Source organism: Micromonospora sp. NPDC049523 (assembly GCF_040676775.1).
Taxonomy (GTDB): Bacteria; Actinomycetota; Actinomycetes; order Mycobacteriales; family Micromonosporaceae; genus Micromonospora_G.
Genome location: NZ_JBFAPP010000003.1, coordinates 454,251 through 474,521 on the forward strand (window position 1 = coordinate 454,251; position 20,271 = coordinate 474,521).

At 72.0% G+C, this 20,271-nt stretch carries 20 protein-coding genes and 1 pseudogene; 12 read left to right on the plus strand and 9 right to left on the minus strand.

Going from position 1 to position 20,271, the window contains the following annotated elements; translation table 11 throughout:
• Nucleotides 1–48: 48 nt before the first annotated feature.
• Nucleotides 49–1,773 (plus strand): thiamine pyrophosphate-binding protein, encoded by a 1,725-nt coding sequence (locus AB0J90_RS06700; RefSeq protein ID WP_363592893.1) that lies wholly within the window; start codon nucleotides 49–51, stop codon nucleotides 1,771–1,773.
• Nucleotides 1,774–1,788: 15 nt separating this feature from the next.
• On the opposite strand, the gene AB0J90_RS06705 is transcribed toward AB0J90_RS06700, so the two are convergent.
• Complete coding sequence (locus AB0J90_RS06705) at nucleotides 1,789–2,271, minus strand: DUF6232 family protein (protein WP_363592895.1); 483 nt, start codon at nucleotides 2,269–2,271, stop codon at nucleotides 1,789–1,791.
• 250 nt (nucleotides 2,272–2,521) lie between these two features.
• On the opposite strand from AB0J90_RS06705, the gene AB0J90_RS06710 reads away from it, so the two are divergent.
• Nucleotides 2,522–3,079: a hypothetical protein gene (locus AB0J90_RS06710; protein WP_363592897.1), complete on the plus strand. Its 558-nt coding sequence runs from the start codon at nucleotides 2,522–2,524 to the stop codon at nucleotides 3,077–3,079.
• Nucleotides 3,076–5,082, plus strand: coding sequence for a PrsW family intramembrane metalloprotease (locus AB0J90_RS06715; RefSeq protein ID WP_363592899.1), 2,007 nt, complete (start codon nucleotides 3,076–3,078; stop codon nucleotides 5,080–5,082). The genes AB0J90_RS06710 and AB0J90_RS06715 overlap by 4 nt, the downstream gene beginning before the upstream one ends.
• A 62-nt stretch (nucleotides 5,083–5,144) precedes the next feature.
• Here AB0J90_RS06715 and AB0J90_RS06720 read toward each other — a convergent pair whose 3' ends face one another.
• The 4 genes and pseudogenes from AB0J90_RS06720 to AB0J90_RS06735 form a co-directional block, all read right to left on the minus strand.
• On the minus strand, nucleotides 5,145–6,398 hold the full coding sequence (locus tag AB0J90_RS06720) for a sigma-70 family RNA polymerase sigma factor (RefSeq protein WP_363592901.1): 1,254 nt from the start codon (nucleotides 6,396–6,398) through the stop codon (nucleotides 5,145–5,147).
• The gene (locus AB0J90_RS06725) at nucleotides 6,395–6,790 is read right to left on the minus strand and encodes a YciI family protein (RefSeq protein ID WP_363592903.1); all 396 of its coding nucleotides are present in this window, start codon (nucleotides 6,788–6,790) and stop codon (nucleotides 6,395–6,397) included. Before AB0J90_RS06725 ends, AB0J90_RS06720 begins: the two co-directional genes overlap by 4 nt.
• Nucleotides 6,787–7,200: a VOC family protein gene (locus AB0J90_RS06730; RefSeq protein WP_363592905.1), complete on the minus strand. Its 414-nt coding sequence runs from the start codon at nucleotides 7,198–7,200 to the stop codon at nucleotides 6,787–6,789. Before AB0J90_RS06730 ends, AB0J90_RS06725 begins: the two co-directional genes overlap by 4 nt.
• A gap of 3 nt (nucleotides 7,201–7,203) precedes the next feature.
• A pseudogene (locus AB0J90_RS06735) lies at nucleotides 7,204–7,808 on the minus strand (DUF6232 family protein).
• A gap of 92 nt (nucleotides 7,809–7,900) precedes the next feature.
• Here AB0J90_RS06735 and AB0J90_RS06740 point away from each other — a divergent pair.
• The gene (locus tag AB0J90_RS06740; RefSeq protein WP_363592907.1) at nucleotides 7,901–8,674 is read left to right on the plus strand and encodes an enoyl-CoA hydratase-related protein; all 774 of its coding nucleotides are present in this window, start codon (nucleotides 7,901–7,903) and stop codon (nucleotides 8,672–8,674) included.
• A gap of 132 nt (nucleotides 8,675–8,806) precedes the next feature.
• A complete protein-coding gene (locus AB0J90_RS06745; protein ID WP_363592909.1) occupies nucleotides 8,807–10,453 on the plus strand; it encodes an acetolactate synthase in 1,647 nt (548 codons plus the stop codon).
• Here AB0J90_RS06745 and AB0J90_RS06750 read toward each other — a convergent pair.
• From AB0J90_RS06750 to AB0J90_RS06765, 4 genes are all read right to left on the minus strand, one after another.
• A complete protein-coding gene (locus AB0J90_RS06750; RefSeq protein ID WP_363592911.1) occupies nucleotides 10,436–12,091 on the minus strand; it encodes a DUF6020 family protein in 1,656 nt (551 codons plus the stop codon). The two genes, AB0J90_RS06745 and AB0J90_RS06750, sit on opposite strands and share 18 nt — an antisense overlap.
• A gap of 129 nt (nucleotides 12,092–12,220) precedes the next feature.
• On the minus strand, nucleotides 12,221–12,625 hold the full coding sequence (locus AB0J90_RS06755; RefSeq protein ID WP_363592913.1) for a PLD nuclease N-terminal domain-containing protein: 405 nt from the start codon (nucleotides 12,623–12,625) through the stop codon (nucleotides 12,221–12,223).
• Nucleotides 12,626–12,652: 27 nt separating this feature from the next.
• On the minus strand, nucleotides 12,653–12,976 hold the full coding sequence (locus tag AB0J90_RS06760) for a DUF202 domain-containing protein (RefSeq protein ID WP_363592915.1): 324 nt from the start codon (nucleotides 12,974–12,976) through the stop codon (nucleotides 12,653–12,655).
• Nucleotides 12,973–13,365, minus strand: coding sequence for a DUF202 domain-containing protein (locus AB0J90_RS06765; protein WP_363592917.1), 393 nt, complete (start codon nucleotides 13,363–13,365; stop codon nucleotides 12,973–12,975). Before AB0J90_RS06765 ends, AB0J90_RS06760 begins: the two co-directional genes overlap by 4 nt.
• Before the next feature lie 41 nt (nucleotides 13,366–13,406).
• Here AB0J90_RS06765 and AB0J90_RS06770 point away from each other — a divergent pair, with 41 nt between their 5' ends.
• The 7 genes from AB0J90_RS06770 to AB0J90_RS06800 all read left to right on the plus strand — a co-directional run bounded on the left by AB0J90_RS06770 (nucleotide 13,407) and on the right by AB0J90_RS06800 (nucleotide 20,244).
• Nucleotides 13,407–14,258: a GNAT family N-acetyltransferase gene (locus AB0J90_RS06770; protein WP_363592919.1), complete on the plus strand. Its 852-nt coding sequence runs from the start codon at nucleotides 13,407–13,409 to the stop codon at nucleotides 14,256–14,258.
• Between the two features lie 32 nt (nucleotides 14,259–14,290).
• Nucleotides 14,291–14,680: a hypothetical protein gene (locus AB0J90_RS06775; RefSeq protein ID WP_363592965.1), complete on the plus strand. Its 390-nt coding sequence runs from the start codon at nucleotides 14,291–14,293 to the stop codon at nucleotides 14,678–14,680.
• Between the two features lie 200 nt (nucleotides 14,681–14,880).
• On the plus strand, nucleotides 14,881–15,672 hold the full coding sequence (locus AB0J90_RS06780) for an electron transfer flavoprotein subunit beta/FixA family protein (RefSeq protein ID WP_363592921.1): 792 nt from the start codon (nucleotides 14,881–14,883) through the stop codon (nucleotides 15,670–15,672).
• A gap of 27 nt (nucleotides 15,673–15,699) precedes the next feature.
• The gene (locus tag AB0J90_RS06785) at nucleotides 15,700–16,659 is read left to right on the plus strand and encodes an electron transfer flavoprotein subunit alpha/FixB family protein (RefSeq protein WP_363592923.1); all 960 of its coding nucleotides are present in this window, start codon (nucleotides 15,700–15,702) and stop codon (nucleotides 16,657–16,659) included.
• 247 nt (nucleotides 16,660–16,906) lie between these two features.
• Entirely contained in the window at nucleotides 16,907–18,085 is a 1,179-nt protein-coding gene (locus tag AB0J90_RS06790) for a cysteine desulfurase family protein (RefSeq protein ID WP_363592925.1), read from the plus strand.
• 49 nt (nucleotides 18,086–18,134) lie between these two features.
• Entirely contained in the window at nucleotides 18,135–19,208 is a 1,074-nt protein-coding gene (gene mnmA / locus AB0J90_RS06795; RefSeq protein ID WP_363592927.1) for a tRNA 2-thiouridine(34) synthase MnmA, read from the plus strand.
• Nucleotides 19,209–19,239: 31 nt separating this feature from the next.
• Nucleotides 19,240–20,244, plus strand: a complete 1,005-nt coding sequence (locus AB0J90_RS06800; protein WP_363592929.1) for a methionine synthase — start codon at nucleotides 19,240–19,242, stop codon at nucleotides 20,242–20,244.
• Nucleotides 20,245–20,271 lie beyond the last annotated feature (27 nt).

The window sequence follows — 20,271 nt, forward strand, 5'->3', positions numbered from 1 at the left end:
GCGGGGCGACGGCGACGGGGGCGGCACAGTGCGCGAAGGCACCGGAACATGACCACGGTCGGTGAGCTGCTGCTGAGCCGGCTGCACGACCTCGGCGTACGGCACGTCTTCGGCCTGCCCGGCGACTACAACATGGAGTTCCTCGACCAGATCGAGGCGTTCGAGGGCATCGACTGGGTCGGCAGCTGCAACGAGCTGAACGCCGCGTACGCGGCCGACGGCTACGCCCGCCTCGCCGGCATGTCGGCCATCCTCACCACCTTCGGCCCCGGTGAGCTTTCCGCGGTCAACGGGCTGGCCGGGGCGATGGCCGAATCGGTGCCGATCGTGTCGATCGTCGGCGGCCCACCGGTCCGGATCATGGACAGGCAGACCTCCATGCACCACTCGCTCGGTGACGGCGATTTCGACCGCTGGGTCCGGATCGGCCGCGAGGTGACCGTCGCCCAGACCAGCCTGACCGCCGAGAACGCCGCCACCGAGATCGACCGGGTGCTGTGCCAGGCCTGGCTCGCCCGGCGGCCGGTCTACGTACGGTTGCCCGGTGACGTGGCACGGCACGAGGTGGCGACGCCCCGGGCGCCGCTGATCCGACCCGAGCCGGTGGTCGACGCCGCGCAGCTCGACGCGTTCACCGCCGTCGCCCGGCGACTGCTCGCCAAGGCGAGCCGACCCGCCCTGCTGGTGGGCAACCTGGCGATCCGGTACGAACTGGGGCAGCTCGTACGGTCGGTGATGGTCGACCGGAACTGGCCGGTGGCGACCCAGGGCATGGGTCGGGGCTTTGTCGACGAGTCCGACCCGCACTTCGTCGGCATCTACAACGGCGGGGACAGCGCCGATCCGGTCCGGCAGGTGATCGAGGGTGCGGACGCCCTGGTCTGTGTCGGCACCAAGTTCTTCGACTGGGACGGCCTGTTCACCGCCGACCTGGACCTGTCCCTGATCATCGGGCTGAACAGCACCTCCGCCACCGTCGCCGGGGCGACGTTCGAGGGCGTACCGCCGGACGCGGCGCTGCGAGCGCTGTACGAGATCGCTCCGGCGCGTACCGCCGACTGGGAGTCGGCCGTCGCACCCGCACCCGACCTGGCCGGCGCGCTCGACCCGGCCAGCGACGAGCCCGTACGGCAGGCACGGCTCTGGCCCGCGCTGGCGGCACTGCTGCGCCCGGGTGACGTGCTGCTACCGGAGACGGGCACCCCCTCGTACGGCGTGGCGACCATCCAGCTCCCGCCGGGAACCGACTGTCTCCAGGCACCCCTGTGGGGATCGATCGGATACGCGACGCCGGCCGCGTTCGGCGCCGGGGTGGCCGCCCCGCAGCGGCGGGTCGTCCTCGTCACCGGTGACGGGTCGTTGCAGCTCACCGTGCAGGAGATCAGTCGGATGCTCGCCACCGGCCAGCACCCGATCATCGTGGTGCTCAACAACGGCGGTTACACCGTCGAGCGCGCGGTCGACGGGGCGCACCAGCGGTACAACGACATCGACAACTGGCGCTACGCGCAGATCCCGTCGGTGTTCGCCCGGGACGCGCCGATCGACGCGCACGTCGTCTCCACCGAGGGCGACCTGGCCCGGGTCTTCGCCGGCCTGCCGGGCAGACCGGACCGGCTGACCATCATCGAGCTGCTGCTCGACACCCGTGACATGCCGGCCGGCATGCCCCGGTGGGGGAAGGAGACGACGGCCCTCGACTACCAGGCACGGATGGCCGAGGATCCGCCCCAGTTGCCGTGGGGCGGCCTGCCGGACCAACCACCCAACTGACACACCGTACGTTCGTCAGGGCCGGTCGCCGTGCTGCTCGACGGCCCGCTGCACGGCGCGGTAGATCTGGCCGAAGCGCAACGCGTCGGAGATCTGCAACAGCATCAGTTCCTGCCCCTGGCGCTGCACCCAGAGTTCGTAGATCCCCGAGCCTCGGTCGTACGAGCGGTCCAACCAGCTCAGCGGGACCTCCAGGAACGGCATCAGCGCCAGCGCGCCCACCACGCAGATGCCGAGGATCGCTCCCGCGAGCAGCCAGTTCCCCCGGTCCTGCGCGGCGTACGCGAGCGAGACCACGCAGATCGTGGCGATCAGCGGCGGGACCGAGAGCAGGAAGATGAGCGTCCCGCGTCCGAGTAACCGGGAGCGGGAGCGCAGCGTGCCGCGGCCGCGGGTGTGCCAGACGTACGTCAGTTCGGCGACCGGTACCCGGTGACCGCCCGCCTGGACCGTCTCGGAGGTCACCTGCACCGTGTCGTCCCGGTAATAGACGGTCACCACTCAAGCAAAGCGCGCCTGTCAACAGTGCCCCCACACCGCGACGATCTTGCAGTTGTGGTGGCAGGTAAACCGGATAAGCGTCGTGATTCGGGCACCACAACTGCAAGATCGTCGGCGACACCGGTGCGCGGGGCTCGGGTTTTCGGGGATTGACCGTGATCGGTAGCGTGGGTGGGGGTCGAGCGGTGGGCGGGCCGCGCGGTCCGTACTGCCCGGCGATGGTCGTACGACAAGGGGTGCGGTGGGCGTGACGGGCTGGAAGAACGCGGGGTTGGCCGTGTTGCTGCTGGTTGGTTTGGGCGTCCTGGCCGGGGTTCCGGCGTTGCTGGCGTTGCCGCTGCCCAGCGAGGGCGCACCGCTCTCCGGTGAGCGAGTCGACATCGGCTTCGGCGCGACCATCGCGCCGCCACCCGGTGCGCGGCTCGACCTGTCCGACTCCCGACCGGGCACCGGTGCCGTGACACTGGTGGCCGGCGAGGTGCGTCTGCGCCTGACCGCGCAGCAGTTCCGCGGCGACGTCGGGCCGTACGTCGCACACGTACGGCACAAGCTCGATCGCGACGACTGGCTGCGACCGGTCGGCGATCCGGAGCGGGTCACCACCACCTCCGGTGTGTCCGGTGAACGCGGCTCGCTGAGCGGTGACGACAGCGTGGACGTCGACCCTGGCTGTTACGCCGTGCTGACCGCGCGGTCGATCGGTGTTGTCGTGCTGGCCAGCCCGGTCGCTGACTGCGCCGAGCTGCCGGCCCCGGTCTGGGCAGCGGTGACCAGCATCGAGATCGACCCGGCGGCGGCACAGTGATCCCCGGCGACGGCACGGTGATCTCCGGCGACGGCACGGTGATCCCTGGCGGCACCGCAAACCCCGGCGACGGCACAGTGAACCCCGACGGCACGGTGATCCGCCCGTGGTCGTTGGTACGCACGCCGAGCTTCTGGATCCTGCTGGGCGTCACCGGGATCGCCACCGCGGTAACCCTGTTCACCGCGGTCTTCTTTGTCATACTCGCCCCCTGGTCGACGCTGGTCGGCGCGCTGCTGGTCACCGTCTACGTGGCACTCTTCCTGCTGGCGATCCGGCAGTTCGACCGGCTCGGCACCCGTCCCTGGTGGCTGGTCGCGCTCGCGGGGCTCTGGGGCGCCACGGTCTCGGTGCTGGTCGGCGGTGCCGCCGGTTTCACCATGGACAACCTGCTCGGACGGCTGTTCTCACCCGAGCTGGCGGGCATCTGGGGCGCCATGATCGTCGCCCCGCCGGCCGAGGAGCTGGCCAAGGTGGCCGGGGTGGTGTTCCTGTTCCTGGCCGCCCGCCCCTACCTGCGTACGGTCTTCGCGGGGGCGGTCTACGGGGCGATCGTCGGGGTGGGCTTCGCCGCCGTCGAGGACCTCGGCTACGCCGCGCTGGCGGCCGACGACACACTGCCGGACGACGTCGGCGAGGCGCTGCGGATGCTGGTACTGCGCTTCACCCTGCCCGGTGCGGTCGGCCATCCGCTTTTCACCGCGGTGGCCGGCGCCGGGGTCGCGTACCTTCTCGTGCGTACCGACCGGACTCGGGCGCGGCGGGTGGGTGTGTTCGTCGGCGCGCAGGCGCTCGCCTGGCTGACCCATGCGGCGGTCAACTCGCCGGTGGCGGCCGTCGTGTCCGACGTGCTCGACCAGCTTCCCGGCTTCGCCGAGCTGACCGGCTACCTGCTCGTGGTCGGCATTCCCGGCGCGGTGTCGTTCTACTGGCTCGCCGCACTCCGCCGGGCGGACGCGGCCCAGCTCGCGGAGCGCCTCGGCGCCGCCGGGCCGGAGTTGGCAACGGCCGACGAAGCCACGGCGGTGCGCACGCTGGGCGGTCGCGGCCGGGCGGCGCGCGCCGTCGGCCGGGCCCACGGCTGGCGGGCCGCCTGGGCGGCCCTGAGGGTCCAACGTGCCCAGTTGCGGCTCGTCGACCTGCCACCGCAGCCGCCGGTCGTCCCCCAACCGATCGGGTACGCCGTTGCGCCGCCGCACCCGTGGCCCACCCGACACCCCTGGCCGCCGCCGTATCCCCAGGCAGCGCCCCACCCCTGGCCGGTCCCGGATCCCCGGTCGGCTCCCTACCCCTACCCCTGGCCTGCTCCGTACCCGCCCGCCCCCTGGCCGGGCCTGCCGCTAGCTCCATCGCCGGTCCTGCCGATACCACCCGCCCTGCCAGCCCAGCCACCCGTCCCACCCGTCCCGCCCGCCCCCGTGGCGCAGCCCGCCCCGCTTCCGCCGGCCGTCCCTGCCGTGCCGGCGGTCACTCCCACGTCGGCCGTCCCTCCCGCCGTGACCGTGCCGGCGCAAGGGGCCCCGCCGATGCCCCCGCAGTGGGGGGCGGCTCCGCCTTGGATGCCACCCCCGCAGTGGGGACCACCGCCGCCGTGGGCGGGTGTGCCGGGGCAGGTGCCGGCGTACGGGGGTGCGCCGGTTCAGCCGAGCCGGCGGGTGCCCAAGGCGACGGCGGTTCAGCGACGTACGGCCGAACTGGCGCAGGCCCGTACGGGACTCGAGGGGCTGACCGGTGCACGGTCGGTGCCGGCGGCTGGAGCCGTATCCGTGCCGGCGCCGAGCTGGCTGACCCGTACGACGATCGGGTTGTCGGTGGTCGGACTGGCGGCGTGGCCGGCGGTCGCGGTCGCCGGCCTACTGGTGGCGGCGCCGCTGGTCGAAGCGGTACGGCGGCACCGGCCGATCGACCGCAAGGTGCGGCTGGCGGCGCTCGCCGTCCTGGTCAGTGGCTACTGCTGGCTGGCCAGCGTGCTCGCGCTCCGGCTCTTCCCCGACGTGATCTGAGCGGTACGGCAGGTCGGGGCCTGACCGACGGCGGCGAGCAGCTACGACAGGCGAACCCGGCGTCACGGGCGATCCGGTGTGAGCCGCGCCGCGCGGCCGTGCAGGTAGTGCTGTTCGGGCAGGCTCGTGGTCAGGCGTGCCGCCCAGCGGTAGGACGCACGGGCGGCCTCGTGGTCACCGGCCATCTCCAGCAGATGTGCCCGGACCGCGTGCAGCCGGTGGTGGCCGGACAGCCGCTCGTCGGCGTCCAGGGGTTCGAGCAGCGTGAGGCCGGCTTTCGGGCCCTGCACCATGGCGACGGCGACGGCGTGGCTGAGGGTGACCATGGGATTGGGGGCCAGGTCGGCGAGGAGCTGGTACAGCTCGACGATCTGCGGCCAGTCGGTGTCCTCGGCGCGCGCCGCCTCGCCGTGCAGGGCGGCGATGGCAGCCTGGAGCTGGTACGGCCCCAGCCGAGCGCTCGACAGCGTACGGGTGATCAGGTCCCGGCCCTCGTCCACGGACTCCCGGTTCCACCGGCTGCGGTCCTGCTCGGCCAGCGGGACCAGACTGCCGTCCGGGCGGGTACGCGCCGGCCGGCGCGCGTCGATCAGCAGCATCAGCGCCAGCAGCCCGGCGACCTCACCGTCGCGTGGCAGCGCCCGGTGCACGATCCGGGTCAGCCGGATCGCCTCTGCGGTCAGGTCGGCTCGGTGCAGCTCGGGGCCGGAGGTCGCGGTGTAACCCTCGTTGAACATCAGGTACAGCACGTGCAGGACGACCCGGAGCCGATCCGCCCGCTCGTGCCGGGGCGGCATCTCGAACCGGGCGCCGGCTGCCCTGATCCGCGCTCTGGCGCGACTCAGCCGTTGCGCCATCGTCGGCTCGGGGGTCAGGAACGCCCGTGCGATCTCCGCGGTGGTCAGACCACCGACCGCGCGCAGCGTGAGCGCGATCTGCGACGGCGGGGTGAGACTGGGATGGCAGCACAGGAACAGCAGGATCAGGGTGTCGTCCTCGTCGCGCAGCCGCTCCTCGTCCGGGGCGGGCGCGAGGGGTTCGTCCGGCAGGGTCAACGAGGCGACCTTCTGCTCCCGCTGCCTGCTGGCCAGTTCGCTGCGTAGCTGGTCGGTCATCCGGCGGGAGGCGACCGTGATCAGCCAGGCCGTGGGGTTGTCCGGCATCCCGTCCACGGGCCACTGGGTCGCGGCGGCGAGCAGCGCCTCCTGGACCGCGTCCTCGGCGGTCTCGAAGTTGCCGTGGTGGCGTACCAACGCCGCGAGGACCTGCGGCGCCAGCCGGCGCAGCAGGTCCTCGCCCCCGTTGACGGCGTTCACATCTCCGTACCGGACGTGTCCATGATCGGGTGCACCTCCACTGCGGCGAACCGGGCGTCGGGCATCCGCGCCGCGATCTCCGCCGCTCGTTGCGGGCTCTCGCAGTCCACCACCACGTAGCCCGCCAACTGCTCCTTGCTCTCGATGTAGGGCCCGTCGGTGGTGGCCGGGACCCCGTCGCGTACGCGGACGGTTCTGGTGTTGACCACGTCGGCCAGCGCCACGCCCACGATGAACTCACCGGATTCGGTGATCTCCTGCTTCAGCGCCTCGGACTGCCTGGTCAACTCGTCGCGTTCCGCCTCGGGCAACGCCAGGAACTGCGGGTTGCGCAGGAACAGCGGATGCTCCCAGTTTTCCGGATTGCTGTAGATCAGCAGCAGGTACTTCACTCCAGCACCTCGTGGGAGTCCCGAGCACGCGACGGACCGGCGACCCCGATCAGGTTGCCCTCGGGGTCGGTGAACTGCCCGACCGTGAAGTCCCCGGACCGGGGCTCGGGGCCCATCAGACGCTCCCCGCCGAGGCTTTCCGCCTTCAGCAGCGCGTCCTCGACGTCCGGGACGCCCGCGTAGAACAGGACCCCGGGCCGGTGGCCCGGTCCGCCGCCGACGCCGCCGTTGATGCCGTTCCCGTCGCCGGTCGTGCTTCCGTCGATGAAGCCGTACGTGCCCGGCTGCGAGACCTTCTCGGTGACCGCGTCGCCGGTGTCGAACTCCCAGCCGAACAGCTCGCCGTAGTAGCCGCGGAGCCTGGCCGGGTCCTCCCCGATTATCTCGAAGTGCACCACTGGTCGTCCCATGATCTATCCTCTCGCCGCGCCGATGTACCGGCGCCCTTGTCGGCGTACCCGCGGGCGCCTCATTACAGAGGTCGGAGCAGAGGTGGCGGTTTTCGACATCCCACGGCGAGGGAGTTCGAAACGGGCGGGCGGCGTCAGCGGCGTGGGTTGAGGCGCTGGCGCTGCTCGACGGCGCGTTGCAGGGCCCGGTAGATCTGGCCGAACTTCAGCGCGTCGTGGGTCTGTAGCACCCGGATCGGCTGACCGTGCCAGCGCACCCAGATCTCCAGCCGGTGTGAACCCCGGGTGTACGACCGGTCCAGGAACTCCAGCAGCAGGTCGGCGACCGGGGCGACGGCGAACCCGACCAGGCACGACACGCCGATGATCGCGAGCGTCACGATGAACGAGGAGTGGAAGCGGACCGCGAGCCCGATGCCGAGTACGGCGGCGACCACCGGACCGATCAGCCCGAAGCCGAGCGCACCCCGCCCGGCCAGTACGCGCCAGGAGCGGTTGCCGCGCTGGTGCCAGATCTCGGCGAGTTCGGGCAACGGATACGCGCGTTCGCCGACCCGGATCGCCTCGGAGGTGACCCGTACGGACCGGTCGTCGTAATAGGTGATCATTTCTTCACGTCCTGGTCACGGGGGACACCAGACAACATACCCAACGAGGGGCGTCGTACTGTGGGTACGCGACTTCGATGTGGAGGTGGACTGTGGGCGACTTCGTCCGGCTGGAGATCAGCGACGGTATCGGCACCATCCGGCTGGAGCGGCCGCCGATGAATGCGCTGAACACCCAGGTGCAGGAGGAGTTGCGAACCGCGGCTGCCACCGTCACCACGGACCCCGACGTCCGTGCGGTCATAGTCTACGGCGGCGAGAAGGTGTTCGCGGCGGGCGCGGACATCAAGGAGATGGCCGACATGTCGTACGTGGACATGGCGGCGCGCGCGGTCGAGCTCTCCGGCGCACTCGGCGCCATCGCCCGGATCCCCAAGCCGGTGGTCGCGGCGATCACCGGGTACGCCCTCGGTGGCGGCTGCGAACTGGCGCTCGCCTGCGACTGGCGGGTGGCCGCCGAAGACGCGAAGCTCGGCCAGCCGGAGATCAAGCTCGGCATCATCCCCGGTGCCGGCGGGACCCAGCGGTTGGCGCGGCTGGTCGGTCCGGCGCGGGCCAAGGACCTGATCATGTCGGGGCGGATGGTCGACGCCACGGAGGCGCTGGCGATCGGGCTGGTCGACCGGGTGGTCCCGGCCGACCGGGTGTACGCGGAGGCGGTCGCGCTGGTCCAGCCGTACCTGTCGGGCCCGGCCCAGGCGCTGCGGGCGGCGAAGCTGGCGGTCGACGGCGGCCTGGACATGGACCTGAACTCCGGCCTGGCCTGGGAGAGTCAGCTCTTCGCGGCGCTGTTCGCCACCGACGACCGACGCGAGGGCATGGCCGCGTTCGTGGCGAAGAGGAAACCTGACTTCACCGGCCGCTGACATCGCGGTCGGGCGGTAGATCGCGGTCGGGCGGTAACGGGCGAACGGTGCGATCCGAAGAGGCGAGTCTTCTTCACCTTCTCCGGGTCGGCCGATAACCTGTGCACCCACGGCGAGGATGAGGGAGCGGCGATGACGGAGCGGATCGAAGGTCACGGCGGCGACTTGGCGGTGGCGGCGCTGCGCGCGTACGGCATCACCGAGATGTTCACCCTCTCCGGCGGCCACGTCTTCCCGCTCTACGACGCCGCCCACCGCAGCCAGGTCGACGCCGCCGGTCGACCGCCGATGCGCATCGTCGACGTACGGCACGAGCAGTCCGCGGTCTTCGCCGCCGAAGCGGTGGCCAAACTGCGCCGCCGTCCGGGACTCGCCGTGCTCACCGCCGGCCCCGGTGTCACCAACGGCATCTCGGGGCTGACCAGCGCCCACTTCAACGGCTCCCCGGTGCTGGTGATCGGCGGCAGGGCACCGGCCTTCCGCTGGGGCTCCGGCAGCCTCCAGGAGATCGACCACCTGCCCCTGGTCACCCCGGTCACCAAGCACGCCGCCACCGTGTTCGACACCGACGAGATCCCCGGCGCGATCGAGACCGCGCTGACCGCCGCGCTCAGCCCGCACCGCGGCCCGGTCTTCCTCGACCTACCGCTGGAGGTCGTCTTCTCGGTCGGCGAGTCGGTCGCGCCGACCGCGACGAAGATCGCCCCGCTCGAACCCGACTCCGACGAGGTGGCCAAGGCCGGCCGGCTGATCGCCGGGGCGCAACGCCCGGTGATCATCGCCGGTTCGGACGTCTACGCCGGTGACGCCACCGCCGCGTTGCGCGAGGCCGCCGAGGCGCTACAGGTCCCGGTCTTCACCAACGGCATGGGCCGCGGCTCGCTGCCGCCCGAGCACCCGCTCGCCTTCGCCAAGGCCCGCCGTACCGCGCTCAACGGCGCGGACGTGATCGTGGTGGTCGGCACCCCGCTCGACTTCCGGCTGAGCTTCGGCGACTTCGGCGACGCCCAACTCGTACACATCGTGGACGCGCCCACCCAGCGGGCAACCCACGTCCAGCCGGCCGTCAGCCCCGCCGGTGACCTGCGCCTGATCCTCTCCGCCCTCGCCGACCAGCAGGGCGACCGCGAGGACCACGCCTCCTGGATCGCCGACCTGCGCTCGGTCGAGAACGCGGCGAAGAAGCGGGACGCGGACGAGATGGCGGCCGAGTCCGACCCGATCCGGCCGGCGCGGGTCTACGGCGAGCTGCGCCGGGCGCTGGACCCGGACGCGGTCACCATCGGCGACGGCGGCGACTTCGTCTCGTACGCCGGTCGTTACCTGGAGCCGTCCCAGCCCGGCACCTGGCTCGACCCCGGCCCGTACGGCTGCCTCGGCACCGGCATGGGTTACGCGATGGGGGCCAGGGTCACCCACCCGGACCGTCAGGTCTGCGTGCTGATGGGCGACGGGGCGGCCGGATTCTCGCTGATGGACGTCGAGTCGCTGGCCCGGCAGAAGCTGCCGGTGGTGATCGTGGTCGGCAACAACGGCATCTGGGGCCTGGAGAAGCACCCGATGAACGCCATGTACGGCTACGACGTCGCCGCCGACCTGCAACCCGAACTGCGCTACGACGACGTGGTGACCGCGCTCGGCGGGGCGGGGGAGACGGTGGCCAAGGCCGGTGACCTGCGTCCGGCGCTGAAGCGGGCGTTCGACTCCGGGGTGCCGTACCTGGTCAACGTGCTGACGGACCCGGCGGACGCGTACCCGCGCTCATCCAACCTGGCCTGATCCGGCCTTCGCCGCAGAGCCCGCCGGGGCCGGCTCGTCCGGTCCCGGCTCCTCCGCCCGTGTCGTGTCGGTCGCGGTGTCCTCCGCTGCGGCCGTGCCGGACGTCGCGGTGTCCGGTGCCACGTCGTCCGGTTCCGGAGCCGTCCGGTCGGCCTCCCGCCTGGCCGTCGCCAGCAGCGGCAGCAGCAGGATCCCGAGCATGAACGGGACGACCATGTAGCGGGCGCTCTGGGCGGCGTTCACCACCATGACCGAGAGCTGGTTGCCGGCGGAGAGGCTGGCCAGGGCGACCAGCGCCGGTTCCCGCCGCCGCCAGGCGACCAGGCCGACGATCAGGTACGCCGCGTACGCCCACGGCGCTCCGCGCCACCACAGCCACTCCGGCGTGACCGTACGGGTGTTGAGCTCGATCGCGATCTTCGCTGCCCGCTGGCTCAGCGGACGGGAGTACGCGGCATGTGCGGCGGGACTCGCCTGGAACGCCGGATCCCGCTGGACGTACGCCCGCACCGACCACGGGTTCGGGCTGCGGGCCACGTTCCCGGTCGAGGTGGGCTGCCAGCCGATCGCGCTGCGGCAGATCCGGGCCTCGATCACCGTACCCGGTGATCGTTGGGCCAGCCGTCGCCAGACGCCCACCAGGTCCGACAGGTGCTCCTGGGCGGCCGTACGGTCGAAGTTCGGGCTCCACACGGTCGGGTCGACGGAGTAGCAGTCGGCCGACGAGCGCCAGTGGTCCAGCGGTGCCACCTGGGCCATCACCGCCGTGTCCCGGGCCGGGAACCCGGCGGGATCCTTGGCGTAGCCGACCGCGATGTCGCTGAAGACCGATTCCAGCGCGACCATCGACCCGGCGTTGCGTACGCCGAGCGCGGGTGGCAGCAGCCAGTTGGTCAGCAGGGCGATCACGATCGCGCTGCCCCCGGCGATCACCACCCGCCAGGCCACGCCCCGCATGACCAGGGCGCAGACCGCGATGATCACCGCCGCCACGATGACCCCGTTCTGCCGGAACAGGCAGAGCAGTACCAGTTCCACCAGCAGGGCGTAGAGCAGCGTACGGGGCAGTGCCGGCTTCGCCGGGCCGCCGCGTTCCTTGCGCAGGGCGACCAGCCGGGCCACCGTGCCGAACAGGAAGACGTGGCAGAGGGCGAAGGCGACGTCCTTCCACACCGACAGCACGAACGAGCCGATCGGGGGGAGTGCCACCAGCACCACGGCCGCGAGCGCCCAGAGCCATCCGGGTCCGCCGAGCCGGCGCAGGCCGGTGACCGCGTACGCCAGGCCGGCGGCGAGCAGCACCGTCTGCAGCAGCGTGAGCGCGCCGACCCCGCCGGTGGTCTGCAGCGACAGCCAGACCAGCGAGGTGTACGCGACCGGGTGGTGGGTGTTCCAGTTCCCGGTGGTCGACTGCCACATGTAGTTGAGCGAGTCGGGGCTGAACAGTCCCGGGTAGTAGGCGACCCACCAGAACAGCAGGACGAGTTGGGTGGCCGCGTAGGTCACCAGCGCCAGCACGGGCAACCGGCCGGGCCGGATCAGGCGACGCCAGGCGGGAGCAGGCGGGGCTGCGGCGGTGCGGGGGCCGGTCTCGGCCGGTGCGTCGTCGTCCATCTCGCCGTCTCTCGAGCGTCTCACCCGGGCACTGGGGACCCTCCGTACGGCCGTGCCGGACGCGGGCCAGGCGCCATGGTACGGCGACCGGTCCGCTGCCGTTCAATCGGAGCGTTCGATCCCGGGTCCGCCCCTACCGACCCGGGCGGCGGGTCACGCCTCGGGGCGCTTCTCCTCCACCGGCGGGTCGTCGGTCTCCCGGCGCCGGATCTCGCCCTCGCGGCGGCGCAGGTCCTCTTCCCAGCGCTCGAAGAGCTCACGGTCCTTCTTTGCCTGCTCGCTGGCGAGCGAGGTGAGGAACTCGGGGTTGTCGTCCGGGGCGATCGGCCCGCGGCGGTCGGCGACCCGTCCACCGGCCGTGCCGGGCCGGGCGGCGGGGACCGGGCGGCCGGCGAGGAACCAGGCGATCGGTCCGACGAGCGGGACGAGGATGACCGGCACCCAGAGGAACCGGGGCAGGGCACGGATGTCAGCCTTGTCCGCGCTGAGGCAGCTGATCAACGCGATCGCGGCAAGGACGACGTGCGCGACGAAGGCAAATAACATCAGGCGAACCATAAGGCAATGATGACCCACCGCGTCAGCTCATCCTAGTGCGCCGAGCACCAGCAGCAGGCCAAGTCCCGCGTAGCCCACGGTGACCAGGGCCAGCATGGGCATGGTCCGACCGCCGGAGGGTCGCGACGGGTTTCGGCTCGCCCGCCGGGTGACCGCGGCGCCGACGGCGAGCAGCGCCGCCGCCAGCCCGGCGGCGATCACCAACGTGACGGCCATGCCGTGGGTCAGGGCCAGCCGTACGGTGAGGGCGGCGACGACCGCGAACGCAAGTCCCGTACGCCGCCGCGCCAGTCGGGTCCGTTCGGGTTGCAGTCCCGGGTCCCGGTCCAGCCCTTCCGGTTGCCGGCTCACCCGCGCCGGACCACCTTGAGCAGCACGGTCGCGACCAGCAGCAGGGCGCCGACGGCAACCGCGAGGGCGAGCAGGGCGGGAAACCGGGACGGGGGCAGTTCGGTGCCGAGCCGGATGGCCCGCTCGGTGCGTACCCAGCGGTCGACGGCGTGCAGCGCGACCGCCCCGCCGAGCACCAGCAGCGCGACGGAGATCGCCTCGCGCAGGTGGGCCAGCGGCAGTGGGGGGAGGAACTGGGCGATGGCCAGGCCGCCGGCGATCAGCGCCAGCCCGGTACGGAGCCAGGCGAGGAAGGTGCGCTCGTTGGCGAGGGAGAACCGGTAGTCGGGCCTGGTGCCTATCCGGTGCAGCCGTTCCGGGTTCCACCACTGCCTGATCGTTTCGCGCACGACCCGAATTATCCGGTCGACGTCGCCCGTAGCCTGGGTGGGTGACTGATCTGGACGTTTTCACGCTGCGGACCGCGTACGACAACCAGTTGCGGGCGCGGGTGCCGGACCCGATGCCGGCCGGGGCGTCGGTGGAGCGGGACGGGCCGCTGCTGCGGTTCCTCGGGCTCGACCACGGGGGTTTTCTCGGCTACCGGGACCTCGGCGGGTTGACCGGTACCGCGCTGGACGAGCTGATCGACCGGCAGCGGGAGATCTTCGCGGCGCGGGGTGAGTCGGTGGAGTGGAAGCTGCACGGCCACGACGAGCCCGCGGATCTGCCGGACCGGCTGCGGGCGGCCGGGTTCGTGCCGGAGGAAGAGGAGACCGTGGTGATCGGCCCGGTCGCGGCGCTGTCGGCCACGCTGCCGGTTCCGCCGCCCGGCGTACGCCTGCGTGAGGTCACCGCCCGCGCGGACCTGGACCGGATTGCGGAGCTGGAGTCGATCGTCTGGGGTGAGCCGCGCGACTGGCTGGCCGACGCGTTGGAGCGGGAGCTGGCGGTGGATCCGGCCGTCTCGCATGCCGGGGCGGGCGCGGACGGCTCGGAGGTCTGGCCGCAGTCGCTGACCGTGGTGGTGGCCGAGGAGGCCGAGTCGGGTCGGGTGGTGAGTGCCGGTTGGGTCCGGTACGTCGCCGGCACCGGCTTCGCGACCCTGTGGGGCGGCTCGACCCTGCCGGACTGGCGTGGCCGGGGCATCTACCGGGCGCTGGTCACCTACCGGGCGCGGCTCGCCGACGCCCGTGGGTTCACCCTGTTGCAGGTGGACGCCTCGCCGGACAGCCGGCCGATCCTGGAGCGACTCGGCTTCGTAGCGGTCACCACGACCACCCCGTACGTCTACACTCCTTAACCGTGTCCGAGCCGCTCAACGACGAGGAGAGGATGACCCTCAAGAGGGCGGCGTTCGGCGCGGTCTTCCTGGTCTCCAACGCCGATCCCGGCGTGCTCTCCATGGTCAAGGAAAGCTTCGCCGCCTCCAACGCGATCGCCGGCAGCACCGGCCTGGTCCGGGAGGTGTTGACCACCGGTGGCCTGCCCCGGTTCACGTCGGCCCGGCCGGGTGAGCTGAAGCCCGACGAGGTGGAGTCGGTGGCGCTGCCGGCGCTGCGCAGCGCCGTACGGATCCTGCGCGCGAAGGCGCCGGACGAGTTGGAGAACTACCGGGACACGGTGTTACGTGCCGGTGACGAGGTGGCGCGGGCCTCGGACGGGGTGAGCGAGGCCGAGTCGGCGATGCTGGACAAGATCAGGGACGCGCTGTCCATTTCCTGAACCCGTCCGACCCGGCGCGGCCGGGTGCCGGTGAGCTGTGTCACCCTGAGTGTCCGGCCAAGCAATGCTACTGGTAGGTAACATAGCGGGTGGGCAACTCCACGGCGTGCCGCGGTTGACCGATCGTTAAGGAACGCGGGACGCTGCGCCCCGGAACCGGGCGAGGCCGGCAACACCAACAGGAGGGTCGTCGAAGCGCGATGAACATCGTCGTACTCGTCAAGCAGGTGCCCGACTCGGGCGCGGACCGCAACCTGCGCAGTGACGACAACACCACCGACCGGGGGTCGGCAAACAACGTCATCAACGAGATGGACGAGTACGCCATCGAAGAGGCGTTGCGGATCAAGGAGGCGCACGGCGGCGAGGTGACCGTGCTGACCATGGGCCCGGACCGGGCCACCGAGTCGATCCGCAAGGCACTGTCGATGGGGCCGGACAAGGCCGTACACGTGCTCGACGACGCGCTGCACGGATCCTGCGCCGTCGCCACCTCCCGGGTGCTCGCGGACGCCCTCGGCACCCTCGACGCCGACCTGGTCATCTGCGGTGCGGAGTCCACCGACGGCCGGGTCCAGGTGCTGCCGCACATGCTCGCCGAACGGCTCGGCATCGCCGCGCTCACCGGCGCCCGCAAGCTCACCGTCGAGCCCGGTGCTGACGGCACGGTGCTGACCGCGGAGCGGCAGACCGAGGAGGGCTACGAGGTGGTCAGCGCCAACACCCCCGCGGTCGTCTCGGTCTGGGACACCATCAACGAGCCGCGCTACCCCTCGTTCAAGGGGATCATGGCGGCGAAGAAGAAGCCCGTACAGACCCTGTCCCTCGCCGACCTGGGCGTGCCCGCGGCCGAGGTGGGCAGTGCCGGCGCGACCAGTGTCGTGGTCGAGCACAGCAAGCGCCCGCCGCGCTCCGGCGGCGCCAAGGTCACCGACGAGGGCTCCGGCGGCGTCGCGCTGGTGGAATACCTCGCCACCGAGAAGTTCGTCTGAGCAGGTTCGAGAGAGAAGAGACGCCTCATGGCTGAAGTGCTTGTCGTGGTCGAGGCCACAACGACGTTCGGTGTCAAGAAGGTCACCCTCGAACTGCTCACCCTGGCCCGCGAGCTGGGTACGCCGTCGGCCGTGGTGCTCGCCGGCCCCGGTGCCGCCGACGCGCTCGCCGCGAAGCTGGGCGAGTACGGCGCGGCCAAGATCTACGCCGCGGAGAGCGAGGAGATCGACGGCCACCTGGTCGCCCCGAAGGCCACCGTGCTGGCCGAGCTGGTCAAGCGGGTGCAGCCCGCCGCCGTACTGCTCGGGTCCACCCAGGAGGGCAAGGAGATCGCCGGCCGGCTGGCGGTCAAGCTGGACAACGGCATCCTCACCGACGTGGTCGAACTGGCCGCCGACGGCACCGCCACCCAGGTCGCCTTCGCCGGTTCCACCATCGTCAAGTCGAAGGTGACCCGCGGCCTGCCGCTGGTCACCCTGCGGCCGAACTCGGTCACCCCGAGCCCGGCCCCGGCCACCCCCGAGGTGGAGCGGCTCACGGTCGAACTCGGCGCGGCCGACAAGCTGACCCGGGTGGTCCAGCGGGTCGCCGAGCAGAAGGGCTCCCGGCCCGAGCTGACCGAGGCGTCGGTGGTCGTCTCCGGCGGGCGCGGCGTCGGCAACGCGGACAACTTCAAGCTGGTCGAAGAGCTGGCCGACCTGCTCGGCGGTGCGGTCGGCGCGTCCCGGGCCGCGGTCGACTCCGGCTTCTACCCGCACCAGTTCCAGGTCGGACAGACCGGCAAGACCGTGTCGCCGCAGCTCTACGTGGCGCTCGGCATCTCCGGTGCGATCCAGCACCGGGCCGGCATGCAGACGTCGAAGACCATCGTCGCGGTGAACAAGGACGGCGAGGCGCCGATCTTCGAACTCGCCGACTTCGGTGTGGTCGGCGACCTGTTCAAGGTGGTCCCGCAGGCCGCCGAGGAGATCCGCAAGCGCAAGTGACACCCACCCGCTCCACGGCCGACCCGGCATGGGCCGGTAAGGAGCGGCAAGTCGTACATGAGGGTGGCCGTCCGGATCCGGACGGCCACTTTCGGCGTACGCGTGGGCTGGCTCGTGGCGGTGGCTATCCGGGCGGGTCGCCGCAATAAGCGTCGAACCGGGCGAGCACCGGTTGCCTCCGAACCGGGGCCGGAATACCGGGCCGCCTGCCGGTGCACTCCTTACGAGTGCGGATAGGCTTGCCCTGATGACTTATCTGGATCACGCCGCGACCACGCCGATGCTCGAATCGGCGCTGGAGGCGTACGTCGCCACGGCCCGCGAGGTCGGCAATGCCTCGTCGCTGCACGCCTCCGGCCGGTTGGCCCGCCGCCGGGTGGAGGAGTCCCGCGAACGCGTGGCCGCCGCGCTCGGCGCCCGCCCCTCCGAGGTGATCTTCACCGGCGGCGGTACGGAGAGCGACAACCTCGCGATCAAGGGCATCCACTGGGCCCGCCACACCGCCGAACCCACCCGCGACCGGGTGGTGGTCAGCGCGGTCGAGCACCACGCCGTACTCGACTCGGTGCACTGGCTGGAACAGCACGAAGGAGCCGACGCCGGGCTGCTGGCGGTCGACGCCACCGGCCGGGTCGACCCGGCCACGCTCGCCGCCGACCTGCACGAACACGGCGAGCGGACCACCCTCGTCAGCGTCATGTGGGCGAACAACGAGGTCGGCACCGTACAGCCGATCGCCGCGCTCGCCGAGGTCGCCGCCGCGTACGGCATCCCGGTGCACACCGACGCCGTCCAGGCGGTCGGCCAGGTGCCGGTCGACTTCACCGCCAGCGGCGTGGCCGCGCTCACCCTCACCGGGCACAAGCTCGGCGGCCCGGTCGGCGTCGGCGCCCTGCTGCTCGGCCGGGACGTGCCCTGCGCCCCGCTGCTGCACGGCGGCGGCCAGGAGCGCGACGTACGCTCCGGCACCCTCGACGCGGCCGGCATCGTCGCGTTCGCGGTCGCGGTCGAGGCGTCCGTCACCGCCCAGCGTGAGTACGCCGCCCGGATCGCCACCCTCCGCGACGACCTGACCAAACGTCTGGTCGAGGTGGTACCGGAGGTGGTGTGCAACGGTGACCCGGCCGACCGGCTGCCCGGCAACGCCCACTTCTCCTTCCCCGGCTGCGAGGGCGACGCCCTGCTGATGCTGCTCGACGCCCAGGGCATCGCCTGCTCGACCGGTTCCGCCTGCTCCGCCGGGGTGGCCCAGCCGTCGCACGTACTGCTGGCGATGGGCGCAGACGACGACCGGGCCCGCTCGTCGCTGCGCTTCGCGCTCGGGCACACCTCGACCGCCGAGGATGTCGACGCGCTGATCGCCGCGCTTCCCGCCGCGGTCGAGCGGGCCCGCCGGGCCGGCGCGACCAGGTCTGCCCGGCGCTGACCGTGCAGGCCGTAGAGCTACCCTCGAACAGGTTGAAGGGGGTTTCCCGGTGAGGGTTCTGGCAGCTATGTCCGGCGGGGTCGACTCGGCGGTCGCCGCCGCGCGGGCGGTGGAGGCCGGGCACGACGTGACCGGCGTGCACCTGGCGCTGTCGCGCAACCCGCAGACGTACCGGACGGGTGCGCGCGGCTGCTGCACGCTGGAGGACTCCCGGGACGCCCGGCGGGCCGCCGACGTGATCGGCATCCCGTTCTACGTCTGGGACATGGCCGACCAGTTCCACTCCGACGTGGTGGACGACTTCGTCGCCGAGTACGCCGCCGGCCGCACCCCGAATCCCTGCCTGCGCTGCAACGAGAAGATCAAGTTTTCGGCGGTGCTGGACCGGGCCGTCGCCCTCGGCTTCGACGCCGTGGTCACCGGACACCACGCCCGGCTCGGCGCGGACGGTCTGCTGCGGCGCAGCGTCGACCTGGCCAAGGACCAGTCGTACGTCCTCGCGGTGCTGACCCGCGAGCAGCTCGACCGGTCGGTCTTCCCGCTCGGCGACTCGACCAAGGCCCAGGTGCGGACCGAGGCGGCCGAGCGTGGTCTCTCCGTCGCCGACAAGCCCGACTCGCACGACATCTGCTTCATCGCCGACGGCGACACCCGCAAGTTCCTCGCCGACCGGCTCGGAGAGGCGCCCGGCGACATCGTCGACGCCCGCACCGGAGCCGTCGTCGGCGCCCACGCCGGTGCGTACGCGTACACCGTCGGTCAGCGCAAGGGGCTCTCCCTCGGCGTGCCCGCGCCCGACGGCAAGCCCCGGTACGTGCTCTCCATCACCCCCAAGACCAACACCGTCACCGTCGGACCGGCCGAGGCGCTGGAGGCCAGCGAGGTCGCCGCCCGACGTCCGGTGTGGACCGGCGGGGCGCTGCCGACCGAGGGCACCGAGTGCCAGGTGCAGCTCCGCGCCCACGGTGAGGTGGTCCCGGCCACCGTCCGGGTCACCGGCGACACCCTGCACGCCGAGCTGGGCAAGCCGGTCCGGGGCGTCGCCGCCGGTCAGGCGATCGTGGCGTACCGGCCCGACCCGGCCGGTGACGTGGTGCTCGGGTCCGCGACCATCACTGGCTGATTTTCCCGCTTGGTGCACTAACCTCCGGCCTATGGACGCTCAGTCATGGCCATGGCCCACCGGTGCGGCTACCGGTATCGGTTCTATGCCCGGCACGGATGTCGCCGAGGTGCAGCGGATCGTGCTGGGCGAACTGCCCGCACTGCCGCACCTGGCGGAACTGCCCGGCCGGGGGCCCGGTGCCGACCTGATCGGCCGTACCGCCGGATTCCTGGTCGACCTGCCGGTGGAGCTGTACACCGGCCGCTGGCGGGTGGCGGCCCGCTCCGGCAAGGACCTGCGCCGCGCCCACGACCTGCTGGAACGTGACCTCGACCAGCTCACCGAGCAGGCCGACGGCTTCACCGGGACAGTCAAGATCCAGGCGGCCGGACCGCTGACCATGGCGGCCGGCGTCGACCTCGCCATCGGTGGCCGGCTGCTGCGCGACCCCGGTGCCGTACGCGACCTGACCGACTCGCTCGCCGAAGGGCTGCGCGGGCACGTGGCCGACGTACGAAGGCGGCTGCCCGGCGCGACCGTACTGCTGCAACTCGACGAACCGTCGCTGCCGGCGGTGCTGGCCGGGCACGTACCGACCGAGAGCGGCTTCGGCGCGTACCGGGCCGTCGAGACGAGCGCCGCCCGTGACCTGCTGCGGATCGTGGTCGACGCCGCCGGTACGCCGCTCGTGGTGCACTGCTGCGCTCCGGACGTACCGCTGGAGCTGTTCCGTACCGCCGGAGCCGTCGCCGTCTCGTTCGACCTCGACCTGATCACCCAGCTCGACCCGCTCGGCGAGGCGATCGAGTCCGGACTCGGCCTGCTGGTCGGCGCCATCCCGTCCACGCTCCCCGCCTCCGGCGTCGCCCCCTCGGCGGAACAGGTCGCCGACCGCATCCGAACCCTCTGGGGCAAACTCGGCTTCCCCCGCCCCCAACTCGCCCAGCAGGTAGTGGTCACCCCCACCTGCGGCCTGGCCGGCGCCACCCCCGACTACGCCCGCACCGCCCTGACCACCGCCCACGAAACCGCCCGCCGCCTCCACGAAATCTAGCCCCCACCCGCCCTCCCCACCCCCACC